Annotated in this window: 27 protein-coding genes and 6 tRNA genes; 8 read left to right on the forward strand and 25 right to left on the reverse strand. The window is 38.5% G+C overall.

What is annotated here, in order from left to right; all coding sequences use genetic code 11:
* Positions 1-2,050, reverse strand: a 2,050-nt coding sequence (locus IHV10_RS18890; RefSeq protein ID WP_197133114.1) for a penicillin-binding transpeptidase domain-containing protein, incomplete at its 3' end; no start/stop codon positions are given.
* 120 nt (positions 2,051-2,170) lie between these two features.
* The gene (locus IHV10_RS18895; RefSeq protein ID WP_197133116.1) at positions 2,171-3,448 is read right to left on the reverse strand and encodes an MFS transporter; all 1,278 of its coding nucleotides are present in this window, start codon (positions 3,446-3,448) and stop codon (positions 2,171-2,173) included.
* A 232-nt stretch (positions 3,449-3,680) separates the two neighbouring features.
* Between IHV10_RS18895 and IHV10_RS18900 the strand changes: the two genes are divergently transcribed.
* The gene (locus tag IHV10_RS18900) at positions 3,681-3,941 is read left to right on the forward strand and encodes a hypothetical protein (RefSeq protein WP_197133118.1); all 261 of its coding nucleotides are present in this window, start codon (positions 3,681-3,683) and stop codon (positions 3,939-3,941) included.
* On the opposite strand, the gene IHV10_RS18905 is transcribed toward IHV10_RS18900, so the two are convergent.
* The 9 genes from IHV10_RS18905 to IHV10_RS18945 form a co-directional block, all read right to left on the reverse strand.
* Entirely contained in the window at positions 3,942-4,553 is a 612-nt protein-coding gene (locus IHV10_RS18905; protein ID WP_197133120.1) for a superoxide dismutase, read from the reverse strand. It abuts the gene before it with no gap.
* A gap of 215 nt (positions 4,554-4,768) precedes the next feature.
* Positions 4,769-4,844: transfer RNA gene (locus IHV10_RS18910), tRNA-Phe, on the reverse strand.
* Positions 4,845-4,853: 9 nt separating this feature from the next.
* Positions 4,854-4,946 (reverse strand) — tRNA-Ser (locus IHV10_RS18915).
* 7 nt (positions 4,947-4,953) lie between these two features.
* Positions 4,954-5,030, reverse strand: a tRNA-Ile gene (locus tag IHV10_RS18920).
* A 25-nt stretch (positions 5,031-5,055) separates the two neighbouring features.
* Positions 5,056-5,131 (reverse strand) — tRNA-His (locus IHV10_RS18925).
* 22 nt (positions 5,132-5,153) lie between these two features.
* Positions 5,154-5,230, reverse strand: a tRNA-Met gene (locus IHV10_RS18930).
* A 4-nt stretch (positions 5,231-5,234) separates the two neighbouring features.
* Positions 5,235-5,309: transfer RNA gene (locus tag IHV10_RS18935), tRNA-Asn, on the reverse strand.
* 153 nt (positions 5,310-5,462) lie between these two features.
* On the reverse strand, positions 5,463-5,945 hold the full coding sequence (locus tag IHV10_RS18940; protein ID WP_197133122.1) for a DUF456 domain-containing protein: 483 nt from the start codon (positions 5,943-5,945) through the stop codon (positions 5,463-5,465).
* Between the two features lie 72 nt (positions 5,946-6,017).
* Positions 6,018-7,622 (reverse strand): Na/Pi cotransporter family protein, encoded by a 1,605-nt coding sequence (locus IHV10_RS18945; protein ID WP_197133413.1) that lies wholly within the window; start codon positions 7,620-7,622, stop codon positions 6,018-6,020.
* A 190-nt stretch (positions 7,623-7,812) separates the two neighbouring features.
* On the opposite strand from IHV10_RS18945, the gene IHV10_RS18950 reads away from it, so the two are divergent.
* The gene (locus tag IHV10_RS18950) at positions 7,813-8,352 is read left to right on the forward strand and encodes a DUF1189 family protein (RefSeq protein ID WP_197133124.1); all 540 of its coding nucleotides are present in this window, start codon (positions 7,813-7,815) and stop codon (positions 8,350-8,352) included.
* A gap of 32 nt (positions 8,353-8,384) precedes the next feature.
* Here IHV10_RS18950 and IHV10_RS18955 read toward each other — a convergent pair whose 3' ends face one another.
* Positions 8,385-9,260 (reverse strand): DUF1002 domain-containing protein, encoded by an 876-nt coding sequence (locus IHV10_RS18955; protein ID WP_197133126.1) that lies wholly within the window; start codon positions 9,258-9,260, stop codon positions 8,385-8,387.
* Positions 9,261-9,428: 168 nt separating this feature from the next.
* On the opposite strand from IHV10_RS18955, the gene IHV10_RS18960 reads away from it, so the two are divergent.
* Both IHV10_RS18960 and ispG read left to right on the forward strand, forming a co-directional pair.
* Positions 9,429-9,752 (forward strand): LysM peptidoglycan-binding domain-containing protein, encoded by a 324-nt coding sequence (locus IHV10_RS18960; RefSeq protein ID WP_197133128.1) that lies wholly within the window; start codon positions 9,429-9,431, stop codon positions 9,750-9,752.
* Between the two features lie 101 nt (positions 9,753-9,853).
* Positions 9,854-10,966 (forward strand): flavodoxin-dependent (E)-4-hydroxy-3-methylbut-2-enyl-diphosphate synthase, encoded by a 1,113-nt coding sequence (gene ispG / locus IHV10_RS18965; RefSeq protein ID WP_197133130.1) that lies wholly within the window; start codon positions 9,854-9,856, stop codon positions 10,964-10,966.
* A 437-nt stretch (positions 10,967-11,403) separates the two neighbouring features.
* On the opposite strand, the gene IHV10_RS18970 is transcribed toward ispG, so the two are convergent.
* From IHV10_RS18970 to IHV10_RS19010, 9 genes are all read right to left on the reverse strand, one after another.
* Positions 11,404-11,781 carry a DUF4190 domain-containing protein gene (locus IHV10_RS18970; protein ID WP_197133132.1) on the reverse strand — a complete coding sequence of 126 codons (378 nt, stop codon included), beginning with the start codon at positions 11,779-11,781 and terminating at the stop codon, positions 11,404-11,406.
* 115 nt (positions 11,782-11,896) lie between these two features.
* A complete protein-coding gene (locus IHV10_RS18975; RefSeq protein ID WP_144699038.1) occupies positions 11,897-12,109 on the reverse strand; it encodes a DUF1540 domain-containing protein in 213 nt (70 codons plus the stop codon).
* Between the two features lie 69 nt (positions 12,110-12,178).
* Positions 12,179-12,592, reverse strand: coding sequence for a Fur family transcriptional regulator (locus IHV10_RS18980; RefSeq protein WP_197133415.1), 414 nt, complete (start codon positions 12,590-12,592; stop codon positions 12,179-12,181).
* 8 nt (positions 12,593-12,600) lie between these two features.
* Positions 12,601-13,449: a metal ABC transporter permease gene (locus IHV10_RS18985; protein WP_197133135.1), complete on the reverse strand. Its 849-nt coding sequence runs from the start codon at positions 13,447-13,449 to the stop codon at positions 12,601-12,603.
* A gap of 12 nt (positions 13,450-13,461) precedes the next feature.
* Positions 13,462-14,238 carry a metal ABC transporter ATP-binding protein gene (locus IHV10_RS18990; RefSeq protein ID WP_197133138.1) on the reverse strand — a complete coding sequence of 259 codons (777 nt, stop codon included), beginning with the start codon at positions 14,236-14,238 and terminating at the stop codon, positions 13,462-13,464.
* Positions 14,239-14,360: 122 nt separating this feature from the next.
* On the reverse strand, positions 14,361-15,014 hold the full coding sequence (locus IHV10_RS18995; RefSeq protein WP_197133142.1) for an HAD family hydrolase: 654 nt from the start codon (positions 15,012-15,014) through the stop codon (positions 14,361-14,363).
* A 102-nt stretch (positions 15,015-15,116) separates the two neighbouring features.
* Positions 15,117-16,037, reverse strand: a complete 921-nt coding sequence (locus IHV10_RS19000; protein ID WP_305069424.1) for a metal ABC transporter substrate-binding protein — start codon at positions 16,035-16,037, stop codon at positions 15,117-15,119.
* Positions 16,038-16,050: 13 nt separating this feature from the next.
* Positions 16,051-16,923 carry a metal ABC transporter permease gene (locus IHV10_RS19005; protein ID WP_144699028.1) on the reverse strand — a complete coding sequence of 291 codons (873 nt, stop codon included), beginning with the start codon at positions 16,921-16,923 and terminating at the stop codon, positions 16,051-16,053.
* Positions 16,920-17,669: a metal ABC transporter ATP-binding protein gene (locus IHV10_RS19010; protein ID WP_197133145.1), complete on the reverse strand. Its 750-nt coding sequence runs from the start codon at positions 17,667-17,669 to the stop codon at positions 16,920-16,922. Before IHV10_RS19010 ends, IHV10_RS19005 begins: the two co-directional genes overlap by 4 nt.
* A 289-nt stretch (positions 17,670-17,958) precedes the next feature.
* Between IHV10_RS19010 and IHV10_RS19015 the strand changes: the two genes are divergently transcribed.
* Both IHV10_RS19015 and IHV10_RS19020 read left to right on the forward strand, forming a co-directional pair.
* Positions 17,959-19,218 carry an NCS2 family permease gene (locus IHV10_RS19015; RefSeq protein ID WP_197133148.1) on the forward strand — a complete coding sequence of 420 codons (1,260 nt, stop codon included), beginning with the start codon at positions 17,959-17,961 and terminating at the stop codon, positions 19,216-19,218.
* A gap of 101 nt (positions 19,219-19,319) precedes the next feature.
* Complete coding sequence (locus IHV10_RS19020) at positions 19,320-19,580, forward strand: DUF2624 domain-containing protein (RefSeq protein WP_066396234.1); 261 nt, start codon at positions 19,320-19,322, stop codon at positions 19,578-19,580.
* Between the two features lie 63 nt (positions 19,581-19,643).
* Here the strand turns inward: IHV10_RS19020 and IHV10_RS19025 are convergent, their stop codons facing one another.
* Entirely contained in the window at positions 19,644-20,537 is an 894-nt protein-coding gene (locus IHV10_RS19025; protein WP_197133150.1) for a deoxyribonuclease IV, read from the reverse strand.
* A 23-nt stretch (positions 20,538-20,560) separates the two neighbouring features.
* Positions 20,561-21,844 carry a DEAD/DEAH box helicase gene (locus IHV10_RS19030; RefSeq protein WP_197133153.1) on the reverse strand — a complete coding sequence of 428 codons (1,284 nt, stop codon included), beginning with the start codon at positions 21,842-21,844 and terminating at the stop codon, positions 20,561-20,563.
* Between the two features lie 175 nt (positions 21,845-22,019).
* On the opposite strand from IHV10_RS19030, the gene vrrA reads away from it, so the two are divergent.
* Both vrrA and IHV10_RS19040 read left to right on the forward strand, forming a co-directional pair.
* Positions 22,020-22,646, forward strand: a complete 627-nt coding sequence (vrrA, locus tag IHV10_RS19035) for a VrrA/YqfQ family protein (protein ID WP_197133156.1) — start codon at positions 22,020-22,022, stop codon at positions 22,644-22,646.
* 117 nt (positions 22,647-22,763) lie between these two features.
* Complete coding sequence (locus tag IHV10_RS19040) at positions 22,764-23,711, forward strand: 4-hydroxy-3-methylbut-2-enyl diphosphate reductase (RefSeq protein WP_197133158.1); 948 nt, start codon at positions 22,764-22,766, stop codon at positions 23,709-23,711.
* A 57-nt stretch (positions 23,712-23,768) separates the two neighbouring features.
* On the opposite strand, the gene IHV10_RS19045 is transcribed toward IHV10_RS19040, so the two are convergent.
* Positions 23,769-24,311 carry a Nif3-like dinuclear metal center hexameric protein gene (locus tag IHV10_RS19045; protein WP_231619630.1) on the reverse strand — a complete coding sequence of 181 codons (543 nt, stop codon included), beginning with the start codon at positions 24,309-24,311 and terminating at the stop codon, positions 23,769-23,771.
* Positions 24,308-25,009, reverse strand: a complete 702-nt coding sequence (locus IHV10_RS19050) for a tRNA (adenine(22)-N(1))-methyltransferase (RefSeq protein ID WP_197133161.1) — start codon at positions 25,007-25,009, stop codon at positions 24,308-24,310. The genes IHV10_RS19045 and IHV10_RS19050 overlap by 4 nt, the downstream gene beginning before the upstream one ends.
* Positions 25,010-25,056: the final 47 nt, after the last annotated feature.

A 25,056-nucleotide genomic window follows, 5' to 3' on the forward strand; every position in this document is an offset into this window, starting at 1 on the left:
AGCGTGATTCTTCTTGATTTTCTTCTATAGGATCTGGTTTAGTTGGAATTCCTTCTTTTTTCATAGCGAAGTAAGCATCCAGAGCACCTTCAGCTATTTCACTATTCGTATTTCCTTCTTTAATATCGGGAACGACAACAGCAAATGCTACTTCTGGATTTTCATAAGGGGCATAACCGATTAACGTTTTGTTAACGATTCCGGTAGCTTTATCGATCTCAGCGGTTCCTGTTTTTCCTGCTGGGTTATAATCTTTGTTCTTAAACTTCCAAGCTGCGGTACCGTTATTGCCATGCATCACTTCATAAAATCCTTTTTGTACAACCTTAATCTGACTCGGTGACATCTCAATCTTGTTTAACACATTAGGCTCAAAACGGTACTGAAGTTTTCCAAGTTTATTGGGATCAACGGATGGCTCTCTCACCTCTTTCAGGAGGTGCGGTTGCATCCTTAACCCGCCGTTCGCAATGGTTGAAACATATTGAGCCATCTGCATCGGTGTGTACGTATCAAACTGTCCGATAGAGAAGAACATGGCTTGGGAGAGTTCACGGCTCATGCCTGTATTATACCCGGTCGCTTCAGATGGAAGGTCAATTCCAGTTGGGACACCAAGTCCGAACTGGCTATATGAGTTCCTTAAGATTTCAAACGCTTCTTGAACTTTGTTTTCATTAAATCGCTTGTTTGAATAATCGTAACCTGCAAGTTTCATGGCAATATGCCACATGTATACGTTAGATGAGCGCTCTAAAGCTTCTACAGCATCAACCGGTCCCATACTTTCATGTGATTTTAAAGAACGTCCATCTCCAAATGTAAGTGGTGCATCATTTATTACGGTATTTGGTGAAACGACACCTTGTTGTAAACCTGTAAGTACGGTAGCTCCTTTAACGGTCGAGCCCATCGCATAAGAATGATATACGTTACCAAAGGGAATGTCTTTAAACTTTCCTGTCTTTCGGTCATATTCTTTTGCGGCCATTGAAAGGATCGCACCCGTATTCGGATCCATCATTACTACATAGGCACTGTCTAATTTACTATTATCGTATGCGTTTTTACCTCGGATCGCGTCTTTTAATTTATCTTCAATGACTTTCTCGACTTCTTGTTGAAGACTCATGTCTACTGTTAATACAAGATCGCTACCTCTTGCTCCCTCTTCCTCAACGGGATCTCCTACTGGGTTTCCTTTTTTATCGGTTACGTATTTAATCTTCGTTTTCGTACCGCGGAGCAATGATTCGTATTGTTCTTCAAGAAAACTCGTTCCGACCATATCATTACGATCGTTTCCTCGAGAAGTATAATAGTCCATTCTCGATTTAGGAATTTGCTTTACTTGGCCAAATATATCACGGAATGAATTATTAAATGGATAAGAACGTTCAGCATCCGGCTTAATATCCACACCTTCTAACTCAGGTAAGTGTTCACTGACGGTCGCAATCTCTTTTTCGGTCGCACCAATCTTTATACGCTGTGGAGATAGTGTATAGCCTCGGTCCATCTCACTTTTTATAGCCAGCACTTCAAGTTCTTTTTCAGAAAATGAGTTGATATCCTCTTCTGTTACTTTTTCTAGCATAAGATCGTATAGCTCTTCCGGAGGTGTATCTTTCTTTTCCTCTTTCGAGATTCTTGATTCAACTTGCTTTTCGTTCAAAAAAATAAAATAGTCTTTTTTGTCTCGCTCCGTCAACTCTTCTGTTCCTTTTTCGATGAGATCTGCAAGCTTCTGTGCCAACTTATGTCTTTCATCAACATCTGCTTCTTGTGTTCTCGTATATGTAATAGAGAAAACTGGTTCATTATCAACAACTACGCGGTAATTAGCATCAAGCATCTTTCCACGCGGAGCATCCAATTTCGTTGTAACATTTTCTGTTAAATAGGCTGTACGCTGATATTCCTCTCCTTTAACAATCTGTACATAGCCAAGACGGAGAACTAGAACAGAAAAGAGAAAAAAGACAGAGATAAATAAGGCATTGATACGAATCGGAACATGATTTTTTTTCTTTTTATCTTTTGTTTTCATAATATTGTAAATCTCCCTTTAAAACAGCACAGACACCTTAAAAAAGGTGTCTAATGTGAACCGGTAATTATATCTACATAATAATAGTATCCTTACCAAGGTAATTATGTCAAAAGATAATCATTGTTTATTTGTGTTGTTACCATCTTGTTGAGTCTCAGCGATCTCAATCGTTTTTGAAGAGTTAAATGTGGGGAACGAAACTTTTCTTAAACAAAAATAAATCATAAAGTGTCCAGCACCTAGAATAGGAAGTAATAATGGAATGCCTTTTTCTTCAGATAGAAGGTGTACTACGATGATAAACGTAAGAATAGAAACGATTCTTCCTGCATTCAGATACATCTCACGAACAACGATATATTCAATCCTTTTTTCGTGTATACCACGGCATTTCCCAATAATATCATAAGTTAATGACACATAAGGCACTAACAACAAAGGATAAGCGATCGATACTGATACTCCATATATAATGAGAAGTGTAAATGAAATAGGAAGTAGCAGCATGAATGGGGATACGAATAAGAGCAGCCCTCCTCCAAATATCGCCTTCATACGATTTTTGGGATTCAAGTAATGGGATACACAATAATATCCGATAAACGAAACAAAAGATTGGATGAAACCATACGTTCCAAGAGCAAATTCACTTTTAGAAGCCGTGTACACCCAAATGACGATTAAGAAAATAAAAGTACCTTCCCGAAATCCTTGAAAAAAGTGTGCTCTTAATAGTTGCAACCAAGCTTTATCGTGCTTACGTTCTTGCAAAACTTTTCTGATACCGTACAGACCGTCTGCTGTTCTCCTCTTTAAAAAAAAACTGATGACAACTGCTATCAAAAATAAAACCATCGAAATACTGAATATGGTTTCATACCCCAGATGTTTGTCCATCCTAGTAATGATATAACCTGCACTCAGTGGTCCGATCATTCCTGATATTGAATTTAGAACACCTAAATATCCATTAAAAAAGTCTCGAGTCTCGGGTTCTGTAACCTCAAGAGTCAGAACATTAAACGCGAGCCAGTAAAATCCCAACCCGAATCCTAACATGGCTCCTAATAAAATGATGTAGTTACTTGCCATCGAACCCATCAAAAGGACTCCTATATAAAACAAAGCAAGGATGAAAACTCCAATCCTTAATACGATGACGCGATCGATCTTTTTCGCAAACCAACCAGCAAAATAGAACGCTATTGGCTGCATTACAACAATAGAAAGGTTATAACAGGCAATATCGGTGATCTTTCCCGATTGTTTCCACAGAAATATGTTAACAAATGTATTAGATAGAGCCGTACTTAACGTAAACAATCCACCTACAAATAACAGTAAAAACAAATCCCTAGGGTATTGGTCGGTATCCATGATTTTTTTGATTCTCATGTTTTCGCCCCCTTACATTTCGTCGTTAGTGTCTTTCAAGACGATAGGAGCTATTCACTTTTAAAGAAATTGGATTTTATTGCAAAGTTGTTTTCATATACTTTGGTGCTCATTAAAAGTAGTTGATCTCCACTCTCAGTTGACTATAGGTCGCATAGTAAGTGAAAAAGAAACATTCAAAAGCAACAAATTTTTTAAACAACAAGTTTTTGCAAAGAAGGAGTGAACGAATTTGTTTGAGTATTGGATATATGATCTTGTTGATGAACAACTCTTGATTCAAACCTTACAGAGTTCTAAGGATAAAAATACAGATCAGCGTCTACTTTGGTACTTTCAATCCAAAAATGTATTTGTAGTTCAGTCCACTGTACCCTTTGGTGATGGCAACTTCACCCTAGATGAATTACTAGTATCATTATCTGATCATTATGAAATTCACGATAAAGGCATAATAAAAAGCCACTGGCATGCCAGTGGCTTAGTTACTTAATTATTTTGCTTCGTTGTAACGCTTTTCAACTTCATCCCAGTTTACAACGTTCCAGAACGCTGAAATGTAATCAGGACGCTTGTTTTGATATTTTAAATAATAAGCGTGCTCCCACACATCAAGTCCAAGGATAGGTGTCTTCCCGTCCATAACAGGAGTATCTTGGTTTGGAGTGCTTGTTACTTCAAGCTCTCCATTGTTTACTACTAGCCAAGCCCAACCAGAACCGAATCTTGTCTTCCCAGCGTTTGCAAACTCTTCTTTAAATGCATCAAGACTTCCAAATTTGTTGTTGATCTTGTCAGCAAGTTCGCCTGAAGGTGTGTTCGCTCCACCTGGTGCGATTACTTCCCAGAATAAGCTGTGGTTCGCGTGTCCACCGCCATTGTTTCTAACAGCGTTTTGAATGCTTTGCGGAAGAGCATCTAAATTAGTTAAAAGATCCTCTAAGCTTTTGTTCTCGAATTCAGCTTGTCCTTCAAGAGCAGCGTTTAAGTTATCAACGTATGTTTTGTGGTGGCGACCGTGGTGGATCTCCATTGTTTCTTTGTCAATATGCGGTTCAAGTGCACTTGTTTCATAAGGTAATGCAGGCAGTTCAAATTTAGCCATGTTCATTTCCTCCTCATAATATGTAAAATTTTTTATGTTCATTTTCAAGAGTTACTTGAAAAGTGAAACCAGTTAATCAACTTTCTTGTTTAGAAAGTATTCAACATGTTTACCTTATCAAATTTAGAATGAACTTTCAATTCTTAAACACTGTACCCTTTTTAAACATAAAAAAACCTTACGACACGCTTATCGTAAGGTTGATGTTATATGTATGGTGGCTCGAGACGGAATCGAACCGCCGACACGAGGATTTTCAGTCCTCTGCTCTACCGACTGAGCTATCGAGCCAATATGTAATGGAGGAGGTAGAGGGATTCGAACCCCCGCGGGTCGTTAAACCCCTGTCGGTTTTCAAGACCGATCCCTTCAGCCGGACTTGGGTATACCTCCTCGATTATGGTGGACCCTGTAGGACTCGAACCTACGACCAATCGGTTATGAGCCGACCGCTCTGACCAACTGAGCTAAGGGTCCATTGGAAAAACTTATGTAAATATTATGGGGCGGACGAGGGGAATCGAACCCCCGAATGTCGGAACCACAATCCGATGCGTTAACCACTTCGCCACGACCGCCATCGTGAGTAAAGAAACATTTTGGTAGCGGCGGAGGGAGTCGAACCCACGACCTCACGGGTATGAACCGTACGCTCTAGCCAGCTGAGCTACACCGCCAAAATGGCTCCACAGGTAGGACTCGAACCTACGACCGATCGGTTAACAGCCGATAGCTCTACCACTGAGCTACTGTGGAATAACGTCTTAACGTTTGTTAAGGACAAGAACTACTATAGCACGATGTTTCATTTAAAGTCAATAACATTTTTAAAATTCATCTAAACGAACACTTGTGCTTTTTCAGAACAAAAATAATATAGCATGGTGGTACATAATTAGCAAGAGCGTATTATAAGACTTGGAAATAAAAATAACCAATCATAATGGCTTGCGTAAGCACTTTTATAAGTGTGGTACCGACAAAGGCAAGAACAGTCCCTATCCCTATTGATACAGCGGCTTTAAGTCCTTTCTTTTGAAAAAGAAGCTCTGCTAATACTGCGCCTATAAAGGGCCCGATCAAGATCCCTGCGACCGGTATAACAAATGGTCCTGCGATCAAACCGATCGTACTTCCCCATAGAGCTGCCTTTGACCCGCCTTTTTTCTTCACTGCGTATGCATTTCCTACATAGTCAATGACAAATAAACTGATAAACAATAACACTTGAACAATGATGAAGAATGGTGTGAAAGGTTCGAACGAAAACGCAAATCCATAGATGATAAAGCCTGCCGCAAGAAATAATACACCCGGTAAGATGGGATAGATTAACGCTACAAAGCTAATGGCAAAAGCTAGACCGATGATGATCCAATATAAAATATCCATATGTACTTCTCCTTTATATTCTAAAAACACTAACTAAAAAACCAAGAGGCTAAAAAGCCTCTTGGTTTCATTTTACTTCTCTAATACTGCTTCTGCAATGTTAACAGCATGGTCGCCTATTCTTTCAAGGTTGCTGATGATATCAACGAAGACGATACCAGCATTTCCATCACACTGGCCTTCATTCATACGCATTATGTGTTGCTTACGAAGTGTACGCTCCATCTTATCGATTTTGTCTTCTAAGCTTAAGACTTCCTTAGCAAGTTCAACATTACCTTCTTCAAGTGCCTTAACCGCTTTATCAACAGTAGAAACTGTTAACGTAAACATTTCATCAAGGTCCTTTTTGGCCGTATCTGTTAAACGTACATTGTTTCGTAATTGATAGTCCACAAGCTCAATAATATTCTCCATATGATCTCCGATACGCTCTATATCACGAGAAGTATCTAATAGCATCGAGTGTTCGTTCGATTCTTGTGGAGTTAATGGATGAGCAGACAATTTGACCAAGTATGCCGTGATTTGGCGATCTAAGTTGTTAATCGCTTCTTCATATTGCAAGGCTAGGTCTGCATTCTTCTTATCTTTTTCGTTCAAATATGTGATCGCTTCTTTTAATCCGTTCTGTGAATAGTTAGCCATTCGAATGATCTCTTGTTTCGCTTGTCTAATCGCTAATGATGGCGCTGTTTCTAAGACGATTTCATCGAGATGTTTTGCTTTGTATTCAATGAGAACATCTTCGCCTTTTATTAACTTTGTAACGATGTAAGCTAATGCTCCAATAAACCAGAATTGGATAAGAACATTCGTCACATTAAATGTTCCATGCGCAAAAGCTATCTGCATAGCAGGCTCTAAATCTAACTTTGTTGATAGAAATTCAATATAGTGTCTGAATGGAACAAGTAAGATTAAGAAGATCAATGTTCCAAGTAAGTTAAAGATAACATGTGTCAGAGCAGCACGTCTTGCTGCAACAGTCGTACCGATCGCCGCAAGTATAGCTGTGATCGTTGTTCCGACATTATCACCGAACAACACAGGCAGTGCAGCTTTAAGATCAATCATATCTTGAGAGTAAAGTTCTTGTAAAATCCCGATTGTTGCACTTGATGATTGTACGATTACCGTAAATAACGTCCCAATTACTACACCAAGGATCGGATTATCACTCATAGAAACAGTTAAATCTTGAAATGATTGAAGACTGCGTAGTGGCTTCATACCATCTCCCATTAGTTCAAGACCTAGGAATAGTGCTCCAAAACCGAATGTGATCTGTCCAAAATAATTGTATTTAGGATTCTTAAAGAAGAATATTAAGATCGAACCAACTGCAATGATTGGCAGTGCGTACTCTCCTACATCGATACCGATGATAAATGATGTAATCGTAGTACCGATATTGGCACCCATGATGACACCAATAGCCTGGCGTAATGTTAAGAAACCAGCATTCACTAGTCCTACAGTAAGAACAGTCGTACCCGAACTACTTTGAATTAATACTGTTACGAATATCCCCGCTAAAACTCCCATAAAAGGATTTGTTGTTAATTTATCAAGTATTTCTCGTAATCGGTCTCCTGCAGAGTTTTGAAGGCCATCTCCCATGTACTTAATACCAAATAAGAAGATCCCCAGTCCTCCGATAAATTGAAATAACATTTCTTGATAATTCAATGTTTACAGCTCCTTATTAACTATCTTTTATCAACCTACGCCATTATCTCTATTTGTATTGTTTGTGTAAATAAAAATAGAGCATTTGTAACATTACCTTTACAATTGAAGCATATTGTCGAAAGTTCTTGGTTCATGTAAACTAATTATGCTAACAATTAAAGGAGCTTCTCACATGAAATTACATATTCGCTTTGTTAAAAGTTTGTGGTCATTAAAATCTATCGCAAACTTCCGTTTCTTAGGGGTCGGCAGTACCATCATGTATGTTTTATTGTTGACACTGTTATGTATGATACCTGTTTTTAGCTTATTTTTAGTGAGTCTTATGTCTAAAAATAATCCTTTGAACAATTTTGAGAGTTATGGTTTGAATCCTGATCAAATGCAGAATTTCGCATCAACATTGGATGGCGTTTTCCCAATCATTGTAGCTGTCATATATATAGTGATGTATGTTCTCTTTTCAGGAATCTTATTTTCTGGCGCTTCTATACTAGCTGCTTTCATTCTTCCTGTTGCAAAGCTCCTCAAGAGAAGACAGTCATACAGACATCTTTGGGTACTATCTTGTTACTCCATCACCATTCCATCGGTATTACTAACGGTCCTTTTCTTTGTAAACGTACATATCCCCTATTCATTTTTGTGGTTTTGGGTGTTAGCTTTTCTCATTTGTGTTCTCTCTATAACAAAGATTCCGAGAAAAAAATAAAAAAGCGGCTTTCCGCCGCTTTTTTTTAAGTTCTATTTAAACAGTGATCTGATCGCATCAATGATAGCCATAAAGAAATCAATTATCTTTTGGAAGAAAGACTGCGTTTCCTCATCTTTTAAGAAATCCCCTAGATTATTACTGATGTCCTTTAAGCCATTTTGAACTTGATCCCAATCTATATTTAGATCTTTCATCTTATTGAACAACGCAAGCAACCCGTTTAGTTCTTCTTGTGTCAGTTCAATCCCCATGTCTTTCGCGACTTTTTCAATCAAAGCACGCAGATCTTCTTCTGATTGTACCGGATTTTTGGCAATTTCTTCTTTGACACGTGTCATCAGCTCAGTGGCTTCTTTCGTTCCAATTCTCTCACCAAGTTCTGCAGTCTTTACCATCTCTTCATTCGCAACTTGTTTTTGAGCTTCTGGAATCTCAATCTGCGCTGTAGACTCGTACGCTTTTATGATACCTGTTAAAGCAGCTGTTCCTGAAACTTTAAATGGTGCTGTTACATAGATCTCCGCATCTGTCACACCTGCAGTGGTTAAAGCGTTCATATACATTTCTTCTGTTACCCAATTGATATTATTTGTCTTGACCGACAACCCTTGGTCTTTATCACCAATTGTAATCTTTGTCGACGAGATCGCTTTTGATCCAATTTGCGCTTTTGAAATATAGTTACCTAAGTATTGATGCTCTTCTTCGTTTGTAACAACCACAGATTCTACATCAGCAGGAACGTCCATTTCTTTTAAAAGTTCGTTTTTTTGTTCTTCTGTTAAGTTCTCACCTAACGTAACGATAATGTCGCCAGGTACAGCATCAGCATACATTGTTAATGGAGCAATAAATAGCGCTGCAGTCATTATAGATAGCAGTGCAAGGATTTTCGCTTTTTTCATTACTTTCACCTCTCCAATCGGTACAACTACAAAGATACGCAGAAATTAAATTTTTCTGTCCTTCCGCCTTTCCATTTTACACCATGCTCAAGAAAGAAGTCACTTTAAACTTGTCATAAAGAAAATGGACAAGCATATAGTAACATATGCGAAAGGAGAGGGATTTTTATGAAACGATTCATAAGGGTTTGTGTAATCATGCTTGTTTTATATGTGGTAGCTTATGATTTAAAAATCGGGACACTCCCTCAGTCTAGTCCTGCCAACGCAGAAATACATACAGAAAAGAAACAAGATAAGAACAAACAAACTTTCAAAACGTATGAAGTAACACCTGGAGATACGTTAATTTCTGTTGTAGAGAAACTTAATTCTAATAAAAATTATTCCATTGTATCCATGATCAAAGATTTCAAATCATTAAACCCTGGAGTCAATCCAGAGAGTATACAATTAGGTAAATCCTACAAATTCCCTTTATATTCTAAGTGAGTGAGATAACATTACTTGTCAAAACAAAATGTTCCCTGCTAAAATGAACTGATGATAGGACAGAATAATACTGTCAATTTGAAAAAAGGAGCGATTCACCGATGAGTGAAATCACCCACCGTTCTAAAACAAGACCTGTAAAAGTAGGAAACTTAACAATAGGTGGTACTGATCAGGTTATTGTACAAAGTATGACAACAACAAAGACACATGATGTTGAGGCTACAGTAGCTGAAATTTTACGTTTGGAAGAAGCGGGCTGCCAAGTGGTACGTGTTGCATGTCCTGATATGCGAGCGGCAGAAGCAATCGCAGACATAAAGAAGAGAATTAATATTCCACTAGTTGTAGACATTCATTTTGATTATAAGCTTGCGCTGAAAGCCATCGAAGGTGGAGCAGACAAGATTAGAATCAATCCTGGTAATATCGGTCGTCGCGAAAAGGTTGAAGCTGTAGTAAAAGCTGCAAAAGCTAAAGGAATTCCGATTCGAATCGGCGTTAACGCGGGCTCACTTGAGAAGAAATATCTTGAGAAGTACGGTTATCCTACTGCCGATGGTATGGTCGAGAGTGCTCTGCACCACATTAAAATTCTAGAAGATCTTGATTTTCATGATATTATCGTTTCCATGAAAGCATCTGATGTTAACCTGGCTATCGAAGCTTATGAAAAAGCTGCAAAAGCCTTTGATTATCCTTTACACCTTGGGATCACAGAATCAGGTACACTTTTTGCGGGTACTGTAAAAAGTGCTGCAGGACTAGGTGCGATCCTTCATAAAGGAATTGGTAACACAGTTCGTATCTCGCTAAGCGCAGACCCTGTTGAAGAAGTTAAGGTTGCACGCGAACTATTGAAATCTTTCGGCCTGCTTTCCGATGCTGCCACATTGATTTCTTGTCCGACTTGCGGCCGTATCGAGATCGATCTTATCTCAATCGCTAACGAAGTTGAGGAATATATCTCGAACGTACGTGCACCGATCAAAGTTGCTGTACTCGGTTGTGCTGTAAACGGACCTGGAGAGGCTCGTGAAGCGGATATCGGAATTGCTGGAGCTCGTGGTGAAGGATTGTTATTCCGCCACGGAGAAATCATAAGGAAGATTCCAGAAGATCAGTTATTAGATGAACTTAAGAAAGAAGTCGACATTTTAGCAAAAGCACATGAAGAGAAGTTAAAAGCTGAAGCTGCAGCTCAGCAAGTATAAATTTTAAAAAGCTCCCATCTTTGGGAGCTTTTTTCTATTGCTATAATCGATCTTTGCTTTTTCAAAATACTGTTTTCGTATACATTGGTGTTTCCTGAAAGTAGTTGATTTCCGCTCCAGGTTGCACGCTTTCTATGGGGCGAACGGTGAGCCTCCTGTCTAGTTGCAGTGACTAGCCCGTCGAGGTCAAAAGTTAAACGGTCTTTGAAGAGCAAAGTACCCCTTCTAAGTCTATTTACCTTTTGCTTGTCGTGGCTAAACGATTCACTTAAAAGTGTAACGAACGAATGTGGCTCACCGCCTGCCCCGCGGAAAGCGAGCATCTGAAACGGAAATCAATTACTTCTTCAAGCTACAAAGCCTACTCAAACTTTTTTAAAACGCCTTATTCCATAAAAAAGAAGAAGCGGTTAGCTTCTCCTTTGCTCCTTTTTCCTTTAAAAGAATGGTGCAAAAAACAACGAAATGATAATTGATACGACTCCTATTCCGATCGCCCAATTACCAAGCGAATGTGCACCTTGTCTTCTGGCAATGAATCCGACTATAATACCCGCTGCCCCAAACAACACAGGAAGTATGAACAAAGATAAAACAGATAGGATGATTGCGATGATTCCAGTCGCTTTACCTCCAGCTCTTTCCCGTGAATCTTCGTGCTCATGTCTGTGATCGTCTCGATCTGAATAACGAGGTCTCTCGTTCTCAGGTAACGTCATATCACTTCTTACAGGAACCGGTACAGCCTCTGCAGCCATCTCTTCACGAAATGCTGCTTCGTTATTTATAGTACGTTCATCTCTTTCGTATGCCATGATGATTCCCCCTCTTATCGTGTTAAGGAGCGTTCTTATTATGGCTTTAAAGTAACATTTTCATAGATGTTAGTTTATGGGCATTGAAAAAGAGGCCCGCTTTTGGCCTCTTTGTTTAATGTTTTGCTTTAAACGTATGACAACATGTTTCAGCTGTATCGTGAGCAGCATCTTTATGAGCTGCATCACCATGGAGGCTACCGTCTGCACTCATGTCAATAGACATATTTGCATGCTTGTCGATCTCAACAAGAATGGCATCTGCTACACAATTGTTACCTTCCCCCCAATACGTACAATTTGATACATTACATTTTACTTCAGGCATAAAAAAACCTCCTTTCACCTTAGCTTGGCTAAATAAAAGGAGATACATACTTGAATACATATAAAAAGTTTAACTTTTGCATGTTTCACAATAACCATAGATCTCAAACTTATGACCCGTGACATCAAAACCGTTCAATTCACTGTCTAACACTTCCATCGGGCACGTATGAATAGACTTCGTACTTCCACATGTAAGGCAGATTAAGTGATGATGATGTTCATTATGTGAACACGTAAACCGAAACTTCTTCTCACCTTCCCACTCTGTTTCTTCAAGTAATTCTAATTCGACGAAGGTGGTTAAATTTCGATAGATCGTATCAAAGCTAAGCCCAGGGTACTTGTCCTTAAGTGCTTCTTGGACTTCCTTAGCTGTAAGATATCTCTTTTCACGAGCAAATAATGAAAGAAGATCTTTTCTTTTTTCCGTATACTTATAACCTTTCTTCTTTAAAAGCTCCATTGCTTGTTCAATCGTCATCGCAAATTTCACAAGTGACCCACCTTTCTGGAACCTGTAAATTTTTTATAAAAAATACTTAAGCACAAAATGACAACCAAGCATAAAACAATCGTTCCGCCTGATGCAAGGTCTAGGTAGTATGACAGAAACATGCCAGAGATTACTGATATCTCACCAAAAAGAACGGAGAGCCAAATCGCCTGTTTAAATCCTTTTGCGATCCGTATGCTTGCAGCAACGGGTAATGTCATAAGTGCTGATACTAATAGAATGCCTACGATCTTCATAGATGCAGCAATGACTAAAGCTGTTATCGCCATAAAAGCAACCAAGATCCAATTGCTTCGAATTCCAGATAGCTTTCCTTGCTCTTCATCGAAAGATAAGACAAATAATTCTTTGTACATAAAAAACACGAACAAAAGAACAACAACAAGAATAGCAAAAACCGTCCAAACATCTGATCGCTTAACTGCAATAATACTGCCGAAGAGGTAGTTGAACAGATCTGTGTTAAAACCATCTGCCATTGAGATAAAGATGACACTCAGACCGATTCCAGCTGACATGATAATAGGTATAGCAAGCTCCTCATAATGCTTGTACACTTTTCTAAGTTGTTCAATAAATATGGCTCCACCTACCGAGAAAGCCATCCCCATGTAGATGGGATTAGCGGCAGCAAAAAAGGAAGACCATTTTCCTAACAGCAAATTGGCAGCAATACCCGCTAAGGTGATGTGGGACAAAGCATCTGCGATTAACGCTTGCCGTCTTACCACAATAAAAACCCCTAATACAGGAGCAAGCAAACCAACCATAATTCCTGTTAAGAAGGCATTTTGTAAAAATTCATATTTTAAGAACGGTAACATGTGTTCCTCCCCTTACTCGTGACCATGATCATGGTGAAGCACATGAACATGATGACCATAAAAAGCAGACATATTTTCAGAAGAGCTTTCCTCAAACTCTTTTGTATTTCCATGAAAATGAATCTGTTTATTCAAACAAGCTACATCCGTAACATAATTCGTCATGACACCAACATCATGAGTTACTAAAACTAGAGTCATGTTATTCTCACGGTGCAGTTCTTTCAGCATCTTATAAAAAGAATCTGATGATTCAGTGTCGACTCCAACGGTAGGCTCATCTAATATCAATAGTTCAGGGTCACTGACTAAAGCTCGCGCGATAAAGATACGCTGTTGCTGTCCTCCAGATAACTCACCTATGTTCTGGTGGGCATACTGATCCATGTTCACTGATCTTAACGCTTCCCACACCTTGTTCTTATCTGAAGCTTTTAAGAATCTAAACAATCCTACTTTACCGAAAAGCCCCATCGATACAACTTCAAACGCTGTTGCCGGAAAAGCTGTATTGAAGCTATTCGCTTTTTGTGAAACATACCCTACTTTGTCCCAGTCATTAAACTTATTTACTTTTTCCCCAAATAGATAAACGTTTCCTTCTTGAGGCTTCTGAAGACCTAATATACATTTGATTAGTGTAGATTTACCTGAACCATTCGGACCTACTAGTCCAAGAAAAGATCCTTTTTTTATCTCCATCGTTACATGTTGGAGAACATTTTTATCGCCATAATGAAACGATAGATCATCTACACGAATGGCTATCGATTCTATATTGTTATTCATGAGTAACCTCCGTGAGAAATTGAAAAATAAGTAGTAATGAGTACGATTTAAACTGTCTCATAGTATACACGAAATATGTACAAAGTAAAACAACATGCTCTGTGAGCATGCTTATACACGTTTTATTCCATACCTTTTATGAGGTTCCTAACACTGTGCAATAAATCTTTTGGTCTGATGATTTGATCTGCTTCTTTTAGATACTTTTCATCAAGAGTCGTTTCAATAGCTAAGCAATATGCTCCTGCCCCTTTGGCAGATTGTATACCAAGTGGTGCGTTTTCGATAACTAGCCACTCTGATGGCTTGAATGAATATCGCTCCATAGCTAATAGATAAGGTTCAGGAGATGGTTTCCCTTCTTTTACATCATCTCCAGTAACAATTATATCAAAAGTCACAGGAAGTTTACTTAACACTTCAAAAACAAATTCTTTTCTACTCCCTGTAACGACAGCAATAGGAATCTGCTCCTTACTTAAGGCTTTAAGCGTAGATACAGTTTCTTCTATAAAATCATATTGAGCATGTTTCTTAAAGTAATCTCTTTTTTGTACATATATATCTTCAATCATCTCTTTGTTAACATCGACATTAGAATGTTCAAAAACATCTTTAATGGTATTTTTTCCTGGCATTCCTTCTCTTAAGTAAAAGACCAACTCTTCATGATCATAGCCATTTTCATTGAATGCATGACGCCACGCTTCAACATGGTGACGCATCGTGTCTACAATCACACCATCCATATCAAAACAGACTGCTTTTATATTCATACCTTTTTCCACCTTTATTGCAAACTTCACTCTATGTATTATAAAGCATTGTTTAATAAAAACAAAAAGAAGCTGAATCATTTTCAGCTTCTTCATAATGTTTTATTTTAATCCCTCAATAATGGTTTCTGTATTCCATTCCATCATTTTTTTGTACGTGTCTCCATCTTTACCAGGCTTACCTAGAGAATCGGTAAACACTTTTCCTTTAATAGGAATTCCTGTTTCTTTTGATACAGTTTCCATACTTCTTGCATCAACACTTGTTTCAACGAACAGAGCTGGAACGTTTCTTTCTTTTAGAAAATCGACCAAGCTCTTAATCTGCTGTGGTGAACCTTGATTTTCAGAATTAATCTCCCAAACATAAGCCGTTTCCATATTGTAGGCTTCTCCAAAATATTTGAATGCACCTTCACTCGTAGTAAGTACACGTTTCTCTTTAGGAATCTTGTTTAATTCTGAAATGGTTTTGTCATGAAGAGCTTTTAGTTCACCAATATATTTTTCAGCGTTACTTTGATAGTACTCTTTGTTTTCTGGATCTTCTTTCATCAATGCATCTCGAATGTTTTCAACATACTTGATTCCATTCTCAATATTCATCCATGCATGTGGATCATATTGTTTTTCAAGACCTTTAGATTCTAGATGAATCGCATCTACCCCTTCACTAACACGGTAAACTGGTGCATCTTTGCCATCTTTATCAGCTGTTTTCATTAGTTTATCAAACCAAGAATTTCCTTCTTCGAGATTAAGCCCATTGTAGAATACTGCATCTGCATCCGTTGTTTTTAAAACATCTTCTGGAAGCGGATCATACTCATGTGGATTCGAACCAATAGGTGCTAAGCTATGAACTTCTACCTTGTCTCCTCCTACATTCTTAACTAAGTCATAGATGATAGAATAAGTAGCTACGACTTTTACCTTTTCTGAATCATTTTCACCAGCACTGCATCCTGCTGCAGCCGCTAATAATGCCCCTGCTAAAAAGAGCTTTGTCATTCTTTTAAACATGCAATCATCCTCCCTATTTCTCCAACAGCTCTAGTCTGTTTTTTCTAGATTTGTGCGCTTTCCAAACGATTCCTTGTGATGGGGAAAAGAAGAACGCGAGTGCAAACAGAAAAGCTGAAACTAAAACGATCGTTGCGCCTGATGCCAGGTTATACGTAAAGCTGAAATATAAGCCAAACACCGAAGAAATAACACCTATTAATGCAGACAGATAAATCATTACAGATAATCGATTGGTTAAGAGATAAGCCGTTGCTGCTGGTGTTATCAGCATCGCAACTACTAAAACAATCCCTACCGTTTGCAAAGATGCAACCGTGACCATTGTTAATACTGCCATTAAACAATAATGAATCCATTTGTTTGGCAATCCATAGCTTTGTGCCATTGTTGGATCAAATGTTGAAACGAGGAGCTCTTTGTAAAACAAGACGACAAGACCGATTACTAGTACCCCAATTCCAAGAGTGATCCACATGTCACTCATTCGAACAGCAAGAACGTTACCGAAAAGAATGTGATACAGATCGGCAGAGCTTTTCATCATCGTAATAATCACGATTCCTACAGCAAACATACTCGTAAACATGATCCCTATAGCCATATCATGTTTGATTCTGCTATTCTGGCTCACATATCCGATTCCGATCGCAGTAAGAACCCCCGTTATAACCGCACCGAAGAAAAAGTTGATTCCTAGCATGTAACTGATCGCAACACCAGGTAACACGGCATGTGAGATTGCATCCCCCATTAAGGCCATGCCTCTTAAAATAATGAAGCATCCAACAATCCCACAAATAATACCTACAACTACTGAGGTAAATAACGCTTTTTGTAAAAATTCATATTGAAATAACGCTTGAAAGAATTCAAAAATACTCATGATGTCACATTCACTCCTTTAGGCTGAAGAAATGAGAACTGATTGGCGTAAGCTTTTGTGATCACCTCTGGCCGAAGAACTTCTTCAGATGCTCCAAATTGAATCATATTTTTATTCAAAAGCAGTAAGTGATCGAAATAGGACTCAGCTTTACTCAAATCATGATGTACGACCAAAATGGTTTTTCCCTCTTTTTTTAGATCTCTCAGAATATGAATAATCGTTTCTTCACTCGCAACATCTATTCCAACGAATGGTTCATCAAGAAAGAACAACTCTGCTTTTTGAGCCAGCGCCCTTGCAAGGAATACCCTTTGTTGCTGTCCACCTGATAGTTCACCGATCTGCCGATTACTGAACGTTTCCATACCTACCGTCTTCAAACATTCATAAGCCCACTCTCTATCACTTTTTGAAGGACGCTTGAATAATCCTAGTTTTGGATACGTTCCAAGCAGGACTACGTCAAATACTGTGATTGGAAAATCCCAATCGATATCTGAACGCTGTGGAACATATGCGATTTTTTTTCTCCATTTTTTAAGCGACTCTCCAAATATAGAAACATCACCTTTATCTTTTGGTATTAAGTTTAAAGCGGCTTTCATCATAGTTGATTTACCAGCACCGTTCGGTCCGATGATTCCCACTAAACTCCCTTGATTCACTGAGAATGATATATCCTTAACTACTTGGTTTCCTAAGTATGAGACATATAAATGATCGATTTGTAATGCCTGTATCATGGAAAAAGACCTCCTTTTTCGTCGAGTAACTTTTTTTGCCCAAGTGCAACTTTAAATTAAAAAATAATCCCTTCACAATTGTATGAAACAAAAAGAAGGAAAGTGAATATTTTAGAAAAAGTAAATGTTTCCTTTAGGCAACTTTTTTACTTAAGTCAAATTATATAGTGTGGACACAAGATTGTAAACGATTTTCTCTAGCCATATTTCTACATTTGCTATATAATCAACTCTGGCAGGAAACTGCTGGGTGGGAGAGGGATGTTTTTAAGATTTAAGGAAGGAACAAATGGAACAAAATCAAGTTTCACTAAAGAAAGAAGTGCTTGCAGGGATCACCTCATTTTTCACTATCGCTTATATTATTGTCGTTAATCCGCTAATATTAGCAGATGCTGGGATGCCATATGAGGGGGTAGTTCTCGCTACGATCCTAACTTCTGTAGTTGGATGTCTGATCATGGGGTTGTATGCAAAGGCTCCGATCGTATTAACGCCGGGCATGGGGGTAAACGCGTTCTTCACGTATACCATCGTGCAAGGTATGAATTTAAGCTGGCAGGAAGCTCTTGCTGCTGTCGTGATGTCTGGGATATTCTTTTTAATCGCAGCTTCGACACCTTTAAAGGATATACTTTCAAAAAGTATACCTCAATCATTGAAACATAGCATCACAGTAGGAATCGGATTATTCTTAACGTTTATTGGATTACAAAAAGGCGGAATCATCGAAGCGAGCTCCGCAACTTTTGTAAAGTTAGGACATTTAGATCGTCCTGATGCTATCCTAACGGTAATTGGTCTTTCGGTCACACTGGCATTGTTTCTAAAAAACGTTAAAGGAAGTTTTTTAATCGGGATTGCTTTAACTACTCTTATTGGATTCTTTATGGGTCATACACAAGAAGTTAAAGGCATGTCTGAAGGATTTTCCTTTAAGCCGTTTGGTGAATTGTTATTCGCATTTGATTTTTCAGGGATAACAGAGCTTTCCTTTTGGATAGCAACGTTCTCATTAACCATGATCATCACATTCGAGAATATGGGATTGTTGTATGGCCTGTTACCTGATCAAGAAAAGTTTCCAAAAGCTTTCCAAGCGAATGCTGCTTCATCTATCGTTTCCGGCTTATTTGGAACTAGTCCAACAATCTCAACGGTAGAGAGTGCATCTGGAATTCAAGAAGGCGGAAGAACAGGAATCACAAGTATTACAGTTGCTGTGTTGTTCTTTTTTTCCATGTTTGCAGCACCTTTCATCGCCTATATTCCTGATGGGGCTATCGCTCCTATTTTAATTATCATTGGCGGTTTGATGGTTCAGCAGATTCAGCATATTCCTTTTGCTGACTTTACAGAGATGTTTCCATCATTTCTTATTATTGCGCTGATACCTTTAACGTACAGCATCGTGGATGGTCTTGCATTTGGATTCATCGCATACCCGCTTGTTAAATGGATGTCAGGACAGAAGAAACAGGTTACAGCACCGATGTATGTAATCGCCTTTTTATTCTTTATGAATTTTATTCTTCATACAATTGTATAAAAATATAAACAAAAAGACTTTGGACAATGTTCCGAAGTCTTTTTTTAGCACTTTCTCCCCTTCTCCCTCATACAATGAGAAAGTCGGGAGGGGGTTTCTAAATGAATCCAATCATTGTTCATTTTGTAAATCAGAAACTTAATTCGATCAGTCCGAACGAACTGATCTCACTAGCCGCGCAATATCAGCTTCCCATTTCACAAAAAGAAGCCGTACAGATCGTAAACATATTGCGAAGGCAGACGATTGATATCAAAAATCTATCACAGCGAAAGATGATCATAGCTACCATCGCAAAAGAAGTTAGCCCTGAAAAAGCGAACTATATCCAATACTTAATTCAAACGTATATTGATAGGTAAACAAAAAAAGCCGCACAGATGTGTGGCTTTTTTTGTTTATTCTTAGGTGTATTTGGCTAGATCTTATACGTTTAACAGTTTGTTCTGAAGTTCTGGATCAAACGTTTTTGCTTTGATCATCTCGATCTCTAATTTATATGGAGGTCTTTTGTTGTTTTTATCTGTACCTACATAAGGTGTTTCAAGAATCTTCGGGATATCCTTAAATTGTTCATGATGAACGATGTAATTTAAGGCATCGAAGCCAATATGTCCAAAGCCAATGTTTTCATGTCTGTCTTTAGCAGCTCCAGTTACATTTTTGCTGTCATTAATGTGGAAAACTTTAATCCGATCCATTCCGATTACTTTATCGAACTGGTTCAATACTCCATCAAAATCATTAACGATATCATAACCCGCATCATGTGTATGGCATGTATCAAAACAAACAGAAAGTTTTTCGTTAAGCGTTACACCATCAATAATCTGTGCAAGTTCTTCGAATGTCTTGCCGCACTCAGATCCTTTACCGGCCATTGTTTCTAGAGCAATTTGAACATTTTGCTCTTTCGTCAATACTTCGTTAAGGCCTTCGATGATTTTCTTGATTCCAATCTCTGAACCTTCTCCAACATGTGCTCCTGGATGAAGTACGATCTGTTTTGCACCAAGTGCGTCAGTTCGTTCGATCTCTCTTCTTAGGAAATCGACTCCCAGCTCAAATGTTTCAGGTTTCACAGCATTTCCGATGTTGATGATATACGGTGCATGAACAACAATATCAGCGATGCCGTTCTCGATCATGTGTTTCGTTCCTGCTTCGATATTAAGGTCTTCAATTTTTTTTCGTCTCGTGTTTTGGGGTGCACCCGTATAGATCATAAATGTATTGGCACCATATGAAACAGCTTCTTCACTCGCAGCGAGAAGCATTTTTTTACCGCTCATTGAAACGTGAGATCCTAGTTTAATCATATTTTCCCCTCTTCCCTAACCTACTATCTGATGTTTCTTCTTTTCTTCTTCATAAGTTTCTTTTTCTGTTCGTCCATTTTCTTCTTATAACCTGGCTTTACTTTTCGTGGTTTTGGTACATAAACGCCATCTTGCTCTTTTGCACCTGTACTTTTCTTACTCGGTTTCACAGGTACCCACTCACCGTTCTTGTATTGCTCAATATGGAAAACAATCTTTTTCTCTTTTAACTTTTGAACAGAATGCTGATCGGTCTGCTCGTAAAGAGATGCGCAGATTCCAGACATTCCAGCACGACCCGTTCTTCCTGCTCTATGCACGTAAAAATCTAGATCTTTAGGAAACTCATAGTTGATGATGTGGCTGACACCTTTAATGTCAATACCTCGAGCTGCAAGATCCGTTGCTACTAAGAACTGAAACTCAGCTTTCTGAACGCGTTTCATGATGTTCTTTCTTGTACGAGGCGGAATGTCGCCATGAAGACGTTCAACGCTCATTCCTTCAGCACTCATAGCATCTGCGATCTCATCGACTGCTTTTTTTGTGTTTGCAAATATAATCGCAAAATACGGATTATAATTTCTTGCTGTTTTGATCAGTGTAGGAAGTTTGTCGTTGTGTTTTGTTTGAATAAGAACGTGCTTGATATCTTTTGCAGTAATATGCTGAGGTTCAACGTGAACGTGTTTAGGATTCTGCATATATTTTTTCAAGAATGGCTGCAGCTTTTCTGGTACTGTGGCAGAGAACACCATCATCTGAAGTTCGTTAGCCATACGAGAAGCGATCAAATCTACATCTTCAATAAAGCCCATATCGAGCATCTGATCAGCTTCATCCACTACGAGCATGTTAGCCGTATATACGACTAATTCTTGTGCGTTTACCAAATCTTTTATACGACCTGGAGTTCCGATCACTAATTGAGGAACTGTTTTAAGCTTCTCAGCCATACGTTTTCTATCCGTTCCACCAACAATTGCTTTTGCGCGGATCTGTTTATCCTCAGGCATATGCTCAGAAATCTTCAGAAACTCATTATAAATTTGCTGTGCTAATTCACGAGTAGGAGCTGTGATTACTGCTTGTACTTCGTCTTTTGTGATGTCTATTCTATGCATCAATGGGAGCAGGAACGCAAATGTCTTTCCTGAACCTGTCTGTGATTGTCCGATCATGTCTTGTCCGTTGATAATTCCAGGAATTACACGCTCTTGAATATCAGTTGGTCTTTCAAATCCAATACTGCTTAAAGCAGTCTGGAGCGATTCGTTTATTTTTAACCGTTCAAACGGAGATTTCATACGCTCACCTTTTCTTTTCAAATATAAATTCTTCACTTTTAGTATTATAGAGTAAGTTTTGCATTTAAGCCAACCATCCTTAAGATTAATAAGAAAACAGGGATAAATATCACACATGTTTTTCTATTTTCATATTCTATATATGAGCGTATTATTTTGGAAAGGAGGGGGAATTATGCAGCCTTTTTATAGATATCCAAATCAACCTCAGCATCCTATGCAACCCTTTCAAGTAAATCCTTATCTTCAAAACATGAATGGGATGAATGGTATGCCGCGTCAGGTGGGTTCTGTCGACAGGTTCTTGGGGACGATTGGCAGCGGTGGAAGTATAACAGGTGGAACAAGTGTGTTTACGATGTTAAACAACGTGCAAAAGGTCTTAAAAGTCGCTGAGACGATGGGACCTATGATCAAACAATATGGTCCTGCAATGAGAAATCTGCCTTCCATCATGACAGCTCTTAAAGATTTCCAAAGCGGTTCGAGCTCAAAGGCAGAGAAAGATACTGAGGCAGATACCTCCGAAAAACCGGAAAACACAGAACAAACGACTGAAACGAATGAAAAAAGCGAAGCTAAGAAAAATGTTGTGAAGAAAAATGAAAAGAAAGAAAAAAGAAAACCAGAAACTGAAGAAAAGGTGGTTGTAGCTGGACCTAAGTCTACAAGTACATCCACACCGACCGAGACACCAACTGTTATTAAGAAAACGCCAAATGCTACAAAAACTATTCCAACAGCTCCAAAAACAAACGTACCTAAAGGCTACCACTTATCGGGGCCGAAACTATATGTATGAGTATAGTGTTTGAGTTCTTATGGTCTCTCCTTTATAATAAAAACATACAGAAGTAAATCTCCCAAGACAGCATAGATCTCTGTGCTGTCTTTTATATGGATAAAGGAGAGATCGAATATGGAAATCGTTAAAATATCTCCACGAGGATATTGTTATGGTGTTGTTGACGCGATGGTCATGGCACGCCAAGCAGCTAATGATCCGACACTGCCTAGACCCATCTATATACTTGGTATGATCGTTCACAATAAACATGTGACAGATGCCTTTGAAGATGAAGGGATCATTACCCTCGACGGAGCGAACAGACTTGATATTATTAGAAACATTGAATCGGGCACCGTCATTTATACGGCTCATGGAGTTTCTCCAGAAGTGAGACGAATTGCGCATGAAAAGGGCTTGTATGAAATCGATGCTACATGTCCTGATGTTACAAAAACGCATGACCTCATTCGTGAAAAAGAAAAAGAAGGATATGAGATCATCTATATCGGTAAGAAAGGTCACCCTGAACCAGAAGGAGCGATAGGAATTGCACCTCATATCGTACATCTTGTAGAAAATACGGATGATCTAGATTCACTTAACGTGAACAGCGAAAAGATACTCATTACAAATCAAACGACGATGAGTCAATGGGATGTAGCCGAACTCATCAAAAGATTGCTTATGAGATATCCTTCTGCAGAGGTTCATAAAGAGATCTGTTTAGCCACTCAGGTCAGACAAGAAGCTGTTGCGAACCAAGCAGGTGATTGTGATCTTGTTCTTGTAGTTGGTGACCCTAGAAGTAATAACTCAAATCGTTTGGCACAAGTTTCAGAAGAAATTGCAGGAACAAAAGCATACCGAATTTCTGATGTATCTGAAATTGAGTTGAGTTGGTTAGAGGGTGTCAAAAAAGTAGGAATCACATCTGGTGCTTCTACACCAACACCTATAACGAAAGAAGTTATCGATTTCCTAAAAAACTATGATGACCAAAATGAAGAGACATGGAAAAAAGAGCGTAAGGTAACACTTAATCGCATACTTCCAAAAGTTAAAGAGAAAAAGTCATAAAAAAGAAAAGTCGGGTATATCCCGGCTTTTCTTTTTTTGTAAGTGTATGAGTCTAGTCTACATAAAGGTAAAAGGATCTGTGATGATGTTTGATTCTACAACTTCAGTCTCATATTTGTTGGCATCTATTTTTTGTTCAAGTAATACCTTGAGCTTCCTCTTCATGATCTGTTCGATATGATGTCCTGCGTCTACGATTGTAAGGCCTTCTTCTTGTGCATCATGTGCATTATGGTAATAGATATCTCCTGTTACTAATACATCTGCACCTTTATGAAGAGCTGGATAAATATATTTGTTTCCATCTCCTCCGACTACGGCTACTTTTCTTAGCATAGATTTTTTTCCTTTAATAACACGAAGACTCGAAATTCCAAATGCATTTTTTACATGATCAACAAATTCTTGAAGGTTCATCTCTTCAGGAAGCTTTCCGATCTTTCCAATTCCAAGTTCTTCACCTTTGTTTAGTAGCGGATAGAGATCAAACGCTACCTCTTCAACTTGCAATCCGATAGGGTCACCTTCTACAGCCATTTTTTTAGGTGCGAACCCTTCTAATAGAGAAATGATGTATTGCCCACTTGCACATTTACTCAAGAAATCCACTCCTCTGCGTGTTTAATGTTTCTTCTTAGTTCTTCTCTTTTTTCTTCTGCTGTTACTCCTGAACTATTTTCCATCTGAGTCAATATAGCATTCCATTGTTTGACTTCCCCAGCCCACTTTTCTTTAAACGCTTCGTTCTGATGTTTTAATAAAAATGGTCCGAATAATAATTCCGCTTCTTTATGTTCTGTATAAGGTTGTTCACCAGAACGTTCAGCCACAAGGATTTCGTAAATCTTACCATCTTCTTTTAAGATTTCTTCAGCGATTAATACCCAATCCTCTTTTAATAGCCACTTTCTCACTGTTTTTGATCCAATATTAGGTTGAAGAATAAGACGTTTTGTACACCCAAACTTATTCTTCCCTTTTTCAAGTATAGATGTGATTAAAGACCCGCCCATGCCACAGATTGTGATAACTTCTGCTTCGTCTGGGTTCAGTACTGAAAGTCCATCACCTTTTCTTACTTCGATCACATCCGTCAGGTTATCTAGAACCACCTGTTCTTTCGCTGATAAATAAGGACCGTCAGTAATCTCACCTGCAATTCCTTTTTTTATCACTTTTTTCAGTCCTAAATAACAAGGAAGATACGCATGGTCAGAACCGATATCTGCTAATATTGTGTTCTCAGGTACGTATGAAGCCACTCGCTCTAGTCGATTTGATAATTTTTCTGAATTCATTTTCATCACCGTTTCAATTAGTTTGTTCCTTTTAGTATTCTCAAACT

The organism is Fictibacillus sp. 5RED26, from assembly GCF_015903895.1.
GTDB classification, from domain to species: domain Bacteria; phylum Bacillota; class Bacilli; order Bacillales; family Fictibacillaceae; genus Fictibacillus; species Fictibacillus phosphorivorans.

Bases quoted from the DNA above. Each gene is read 5' to 3' on its own strand.
- IHV10_RS18995 (WP_197133142.1), bottom strand. From the start codon at position 15,014: ATGAATATAAAAGCAGTCTGTTTTGATATGGATGGTGTGATTGTAGAC.
- IHV10_RS19010 (WP_197133145.1), bottom strand. From the start codon at position 17,669: ATGATACAGGCATTACAAATCGATCATTTATATGTCTCATACTTAGGA.
- IHV10_RS18895 (WP_197133116.1), bottom strand. From the start codon at position 3,448: ATGAGAATCAAAAAAATCATGGATACCGACCAATACCCTAGGGATTTG.
- IHV10_RS19015 (WP_197133148.1), top strand. From the start codon at position 17,959: ATGGAACAAAATCAAGTTTCACTAAAGAAAGAAGTGCTTGCAGGGATC.
- IHV10_RS19020 (WP_066396234.1), top strand. From the start codon at position 19,320: ATGAATCCAATCATTGTTCATTTTGTAAATCAGAAACTTAATTCGATC.
- IHV10_RS18960 (WP_197133128.1), top strand. From the start codon at position 9,429: ATGAAACGATTCATAAGGGTTTGTGTAATCATGCTTGTTTTATATGTG.
- IHV10_RS18975 (WP_144699038.1), bottom strand. From the start codon at position 12,109: ATGCCTGAAGTAAAATGTAATGTATCAAATTGTACGTATTGGGGGGAA.
- IHV10_RS19030 (WP_197133153.1), bottom strand. From the start codon at position 21,844: ATGAAATCTCCGTTTGAACGGTTAAAAATAAACGAATCGCTCCAGACT.
- IHV10_RS18945 (WP_197133413.1), bottom strand. From the start codon at position 7,622: ATGTTATTTCAATTTATCGGAGGACTGGGGATCTTCTTATTTGGTATT.
- ispG (WP_197133130.1), top strand. From the start codon at position 9,854: ATGAGTGAAATCACCCACCGTTCTAAAACAAGACCTGTAAAAGTAGGA.
- IHV10_RS19005 (WP_144699028.1), bottom strand. From the start codon at position 16,923: ATGAGTATTTTTGAATTCTTTCAAGCGTTATTTCAATATGAATTTTTA.
- IHV10_RS19025 (WP_197133150.1), bottom strand. From the start codon at position 20,537: ATGATTAAACTAGGATCTCACGTTTCAATGAGCGGTAAAAAAATGCTT.
- IHV10_RS18985 (WP_197133135.1), bottom strand. From the start codon at position 13,449: ATGTTACCGTTCTTAAAATATGAATTTTTACAAAATGCCTTCTTAACA.
- IHV10_RS18940 (WP_197133122.1), bottom strand. From the start codon at position 5,945: ATGGATATTTTATATTGGATCATCATCGGTCTAGCTTTTGCCATTAGC.
- IHV10_RS18955 (WP_197133126.1), bottom strand. From the start codon at position 9,260: ATGAAAAAAGCGAAAATCCTTGCACTGCTATCTATAATGACTGCAGCG.
- IHV10_RS19000 (WP_305069424.1), bottom strand. From the start codon at position 16,037: ATGTTTAAAAGAATGACAAAGCTCTTTTTAGCAGGGGCATTATTAGCG.
- IHV10_RS19040 (WP_197133158.1), top strand. From the start codon at position 22,764: ATGGAAATCGTTAAAATATCTCCACGAGGATATTGTTATGGTGTTGTT.
- IHV10_RS18990 (WP_197133138.1), bottom strand. From the start codon at position 14,238: ATGAATAACAATATAGAATCGATAGCCATTCGTGTAGATGATCTATCG.
- IHV10_RS19050 (WP_197133161.1), bottom strand. From the start codon at position 25,009: ATGAATTCAGAAAAATTATCAAATCGACTAGAGCGAGTGGCTTCATAC.
- IHV10_RS18950 (WP_197133124.1), top strand. From the start codon at position 7,813: ATGAAATTACATATTCGCTTTGTTAAAAGTTTGTGGTCATTAAAATCT.
- vrrA (WP_197133156.1), top strand. From the start codon at position 22,020: ATGCAGCCTTTTTATAGATATCCAAATCAACCTCAGCATCCTATGCAA.
- IHV10_RS18970 (WP_197133132.1), bottom strand. From the start codon at position 11,781: ATGGCATACGAAAGAGATGAACGTACTATAAATAACGAAGCAGCATTT.
- IHV10_RS18980 (WP_197133415.1), bottom strand. From the start codon at position 12,592: ATGACGATTGAACAAGCAATGGAGCTTTTAAAGAAGAAAGGTTATAAG.
- IHV10_RS18905 (WP_197133120.1), bottom strand. From the start codon at position 4,553: ATGGCTAAATTTGAACTGCCTGCATTACCTTATGAAACAAGTGCACTT.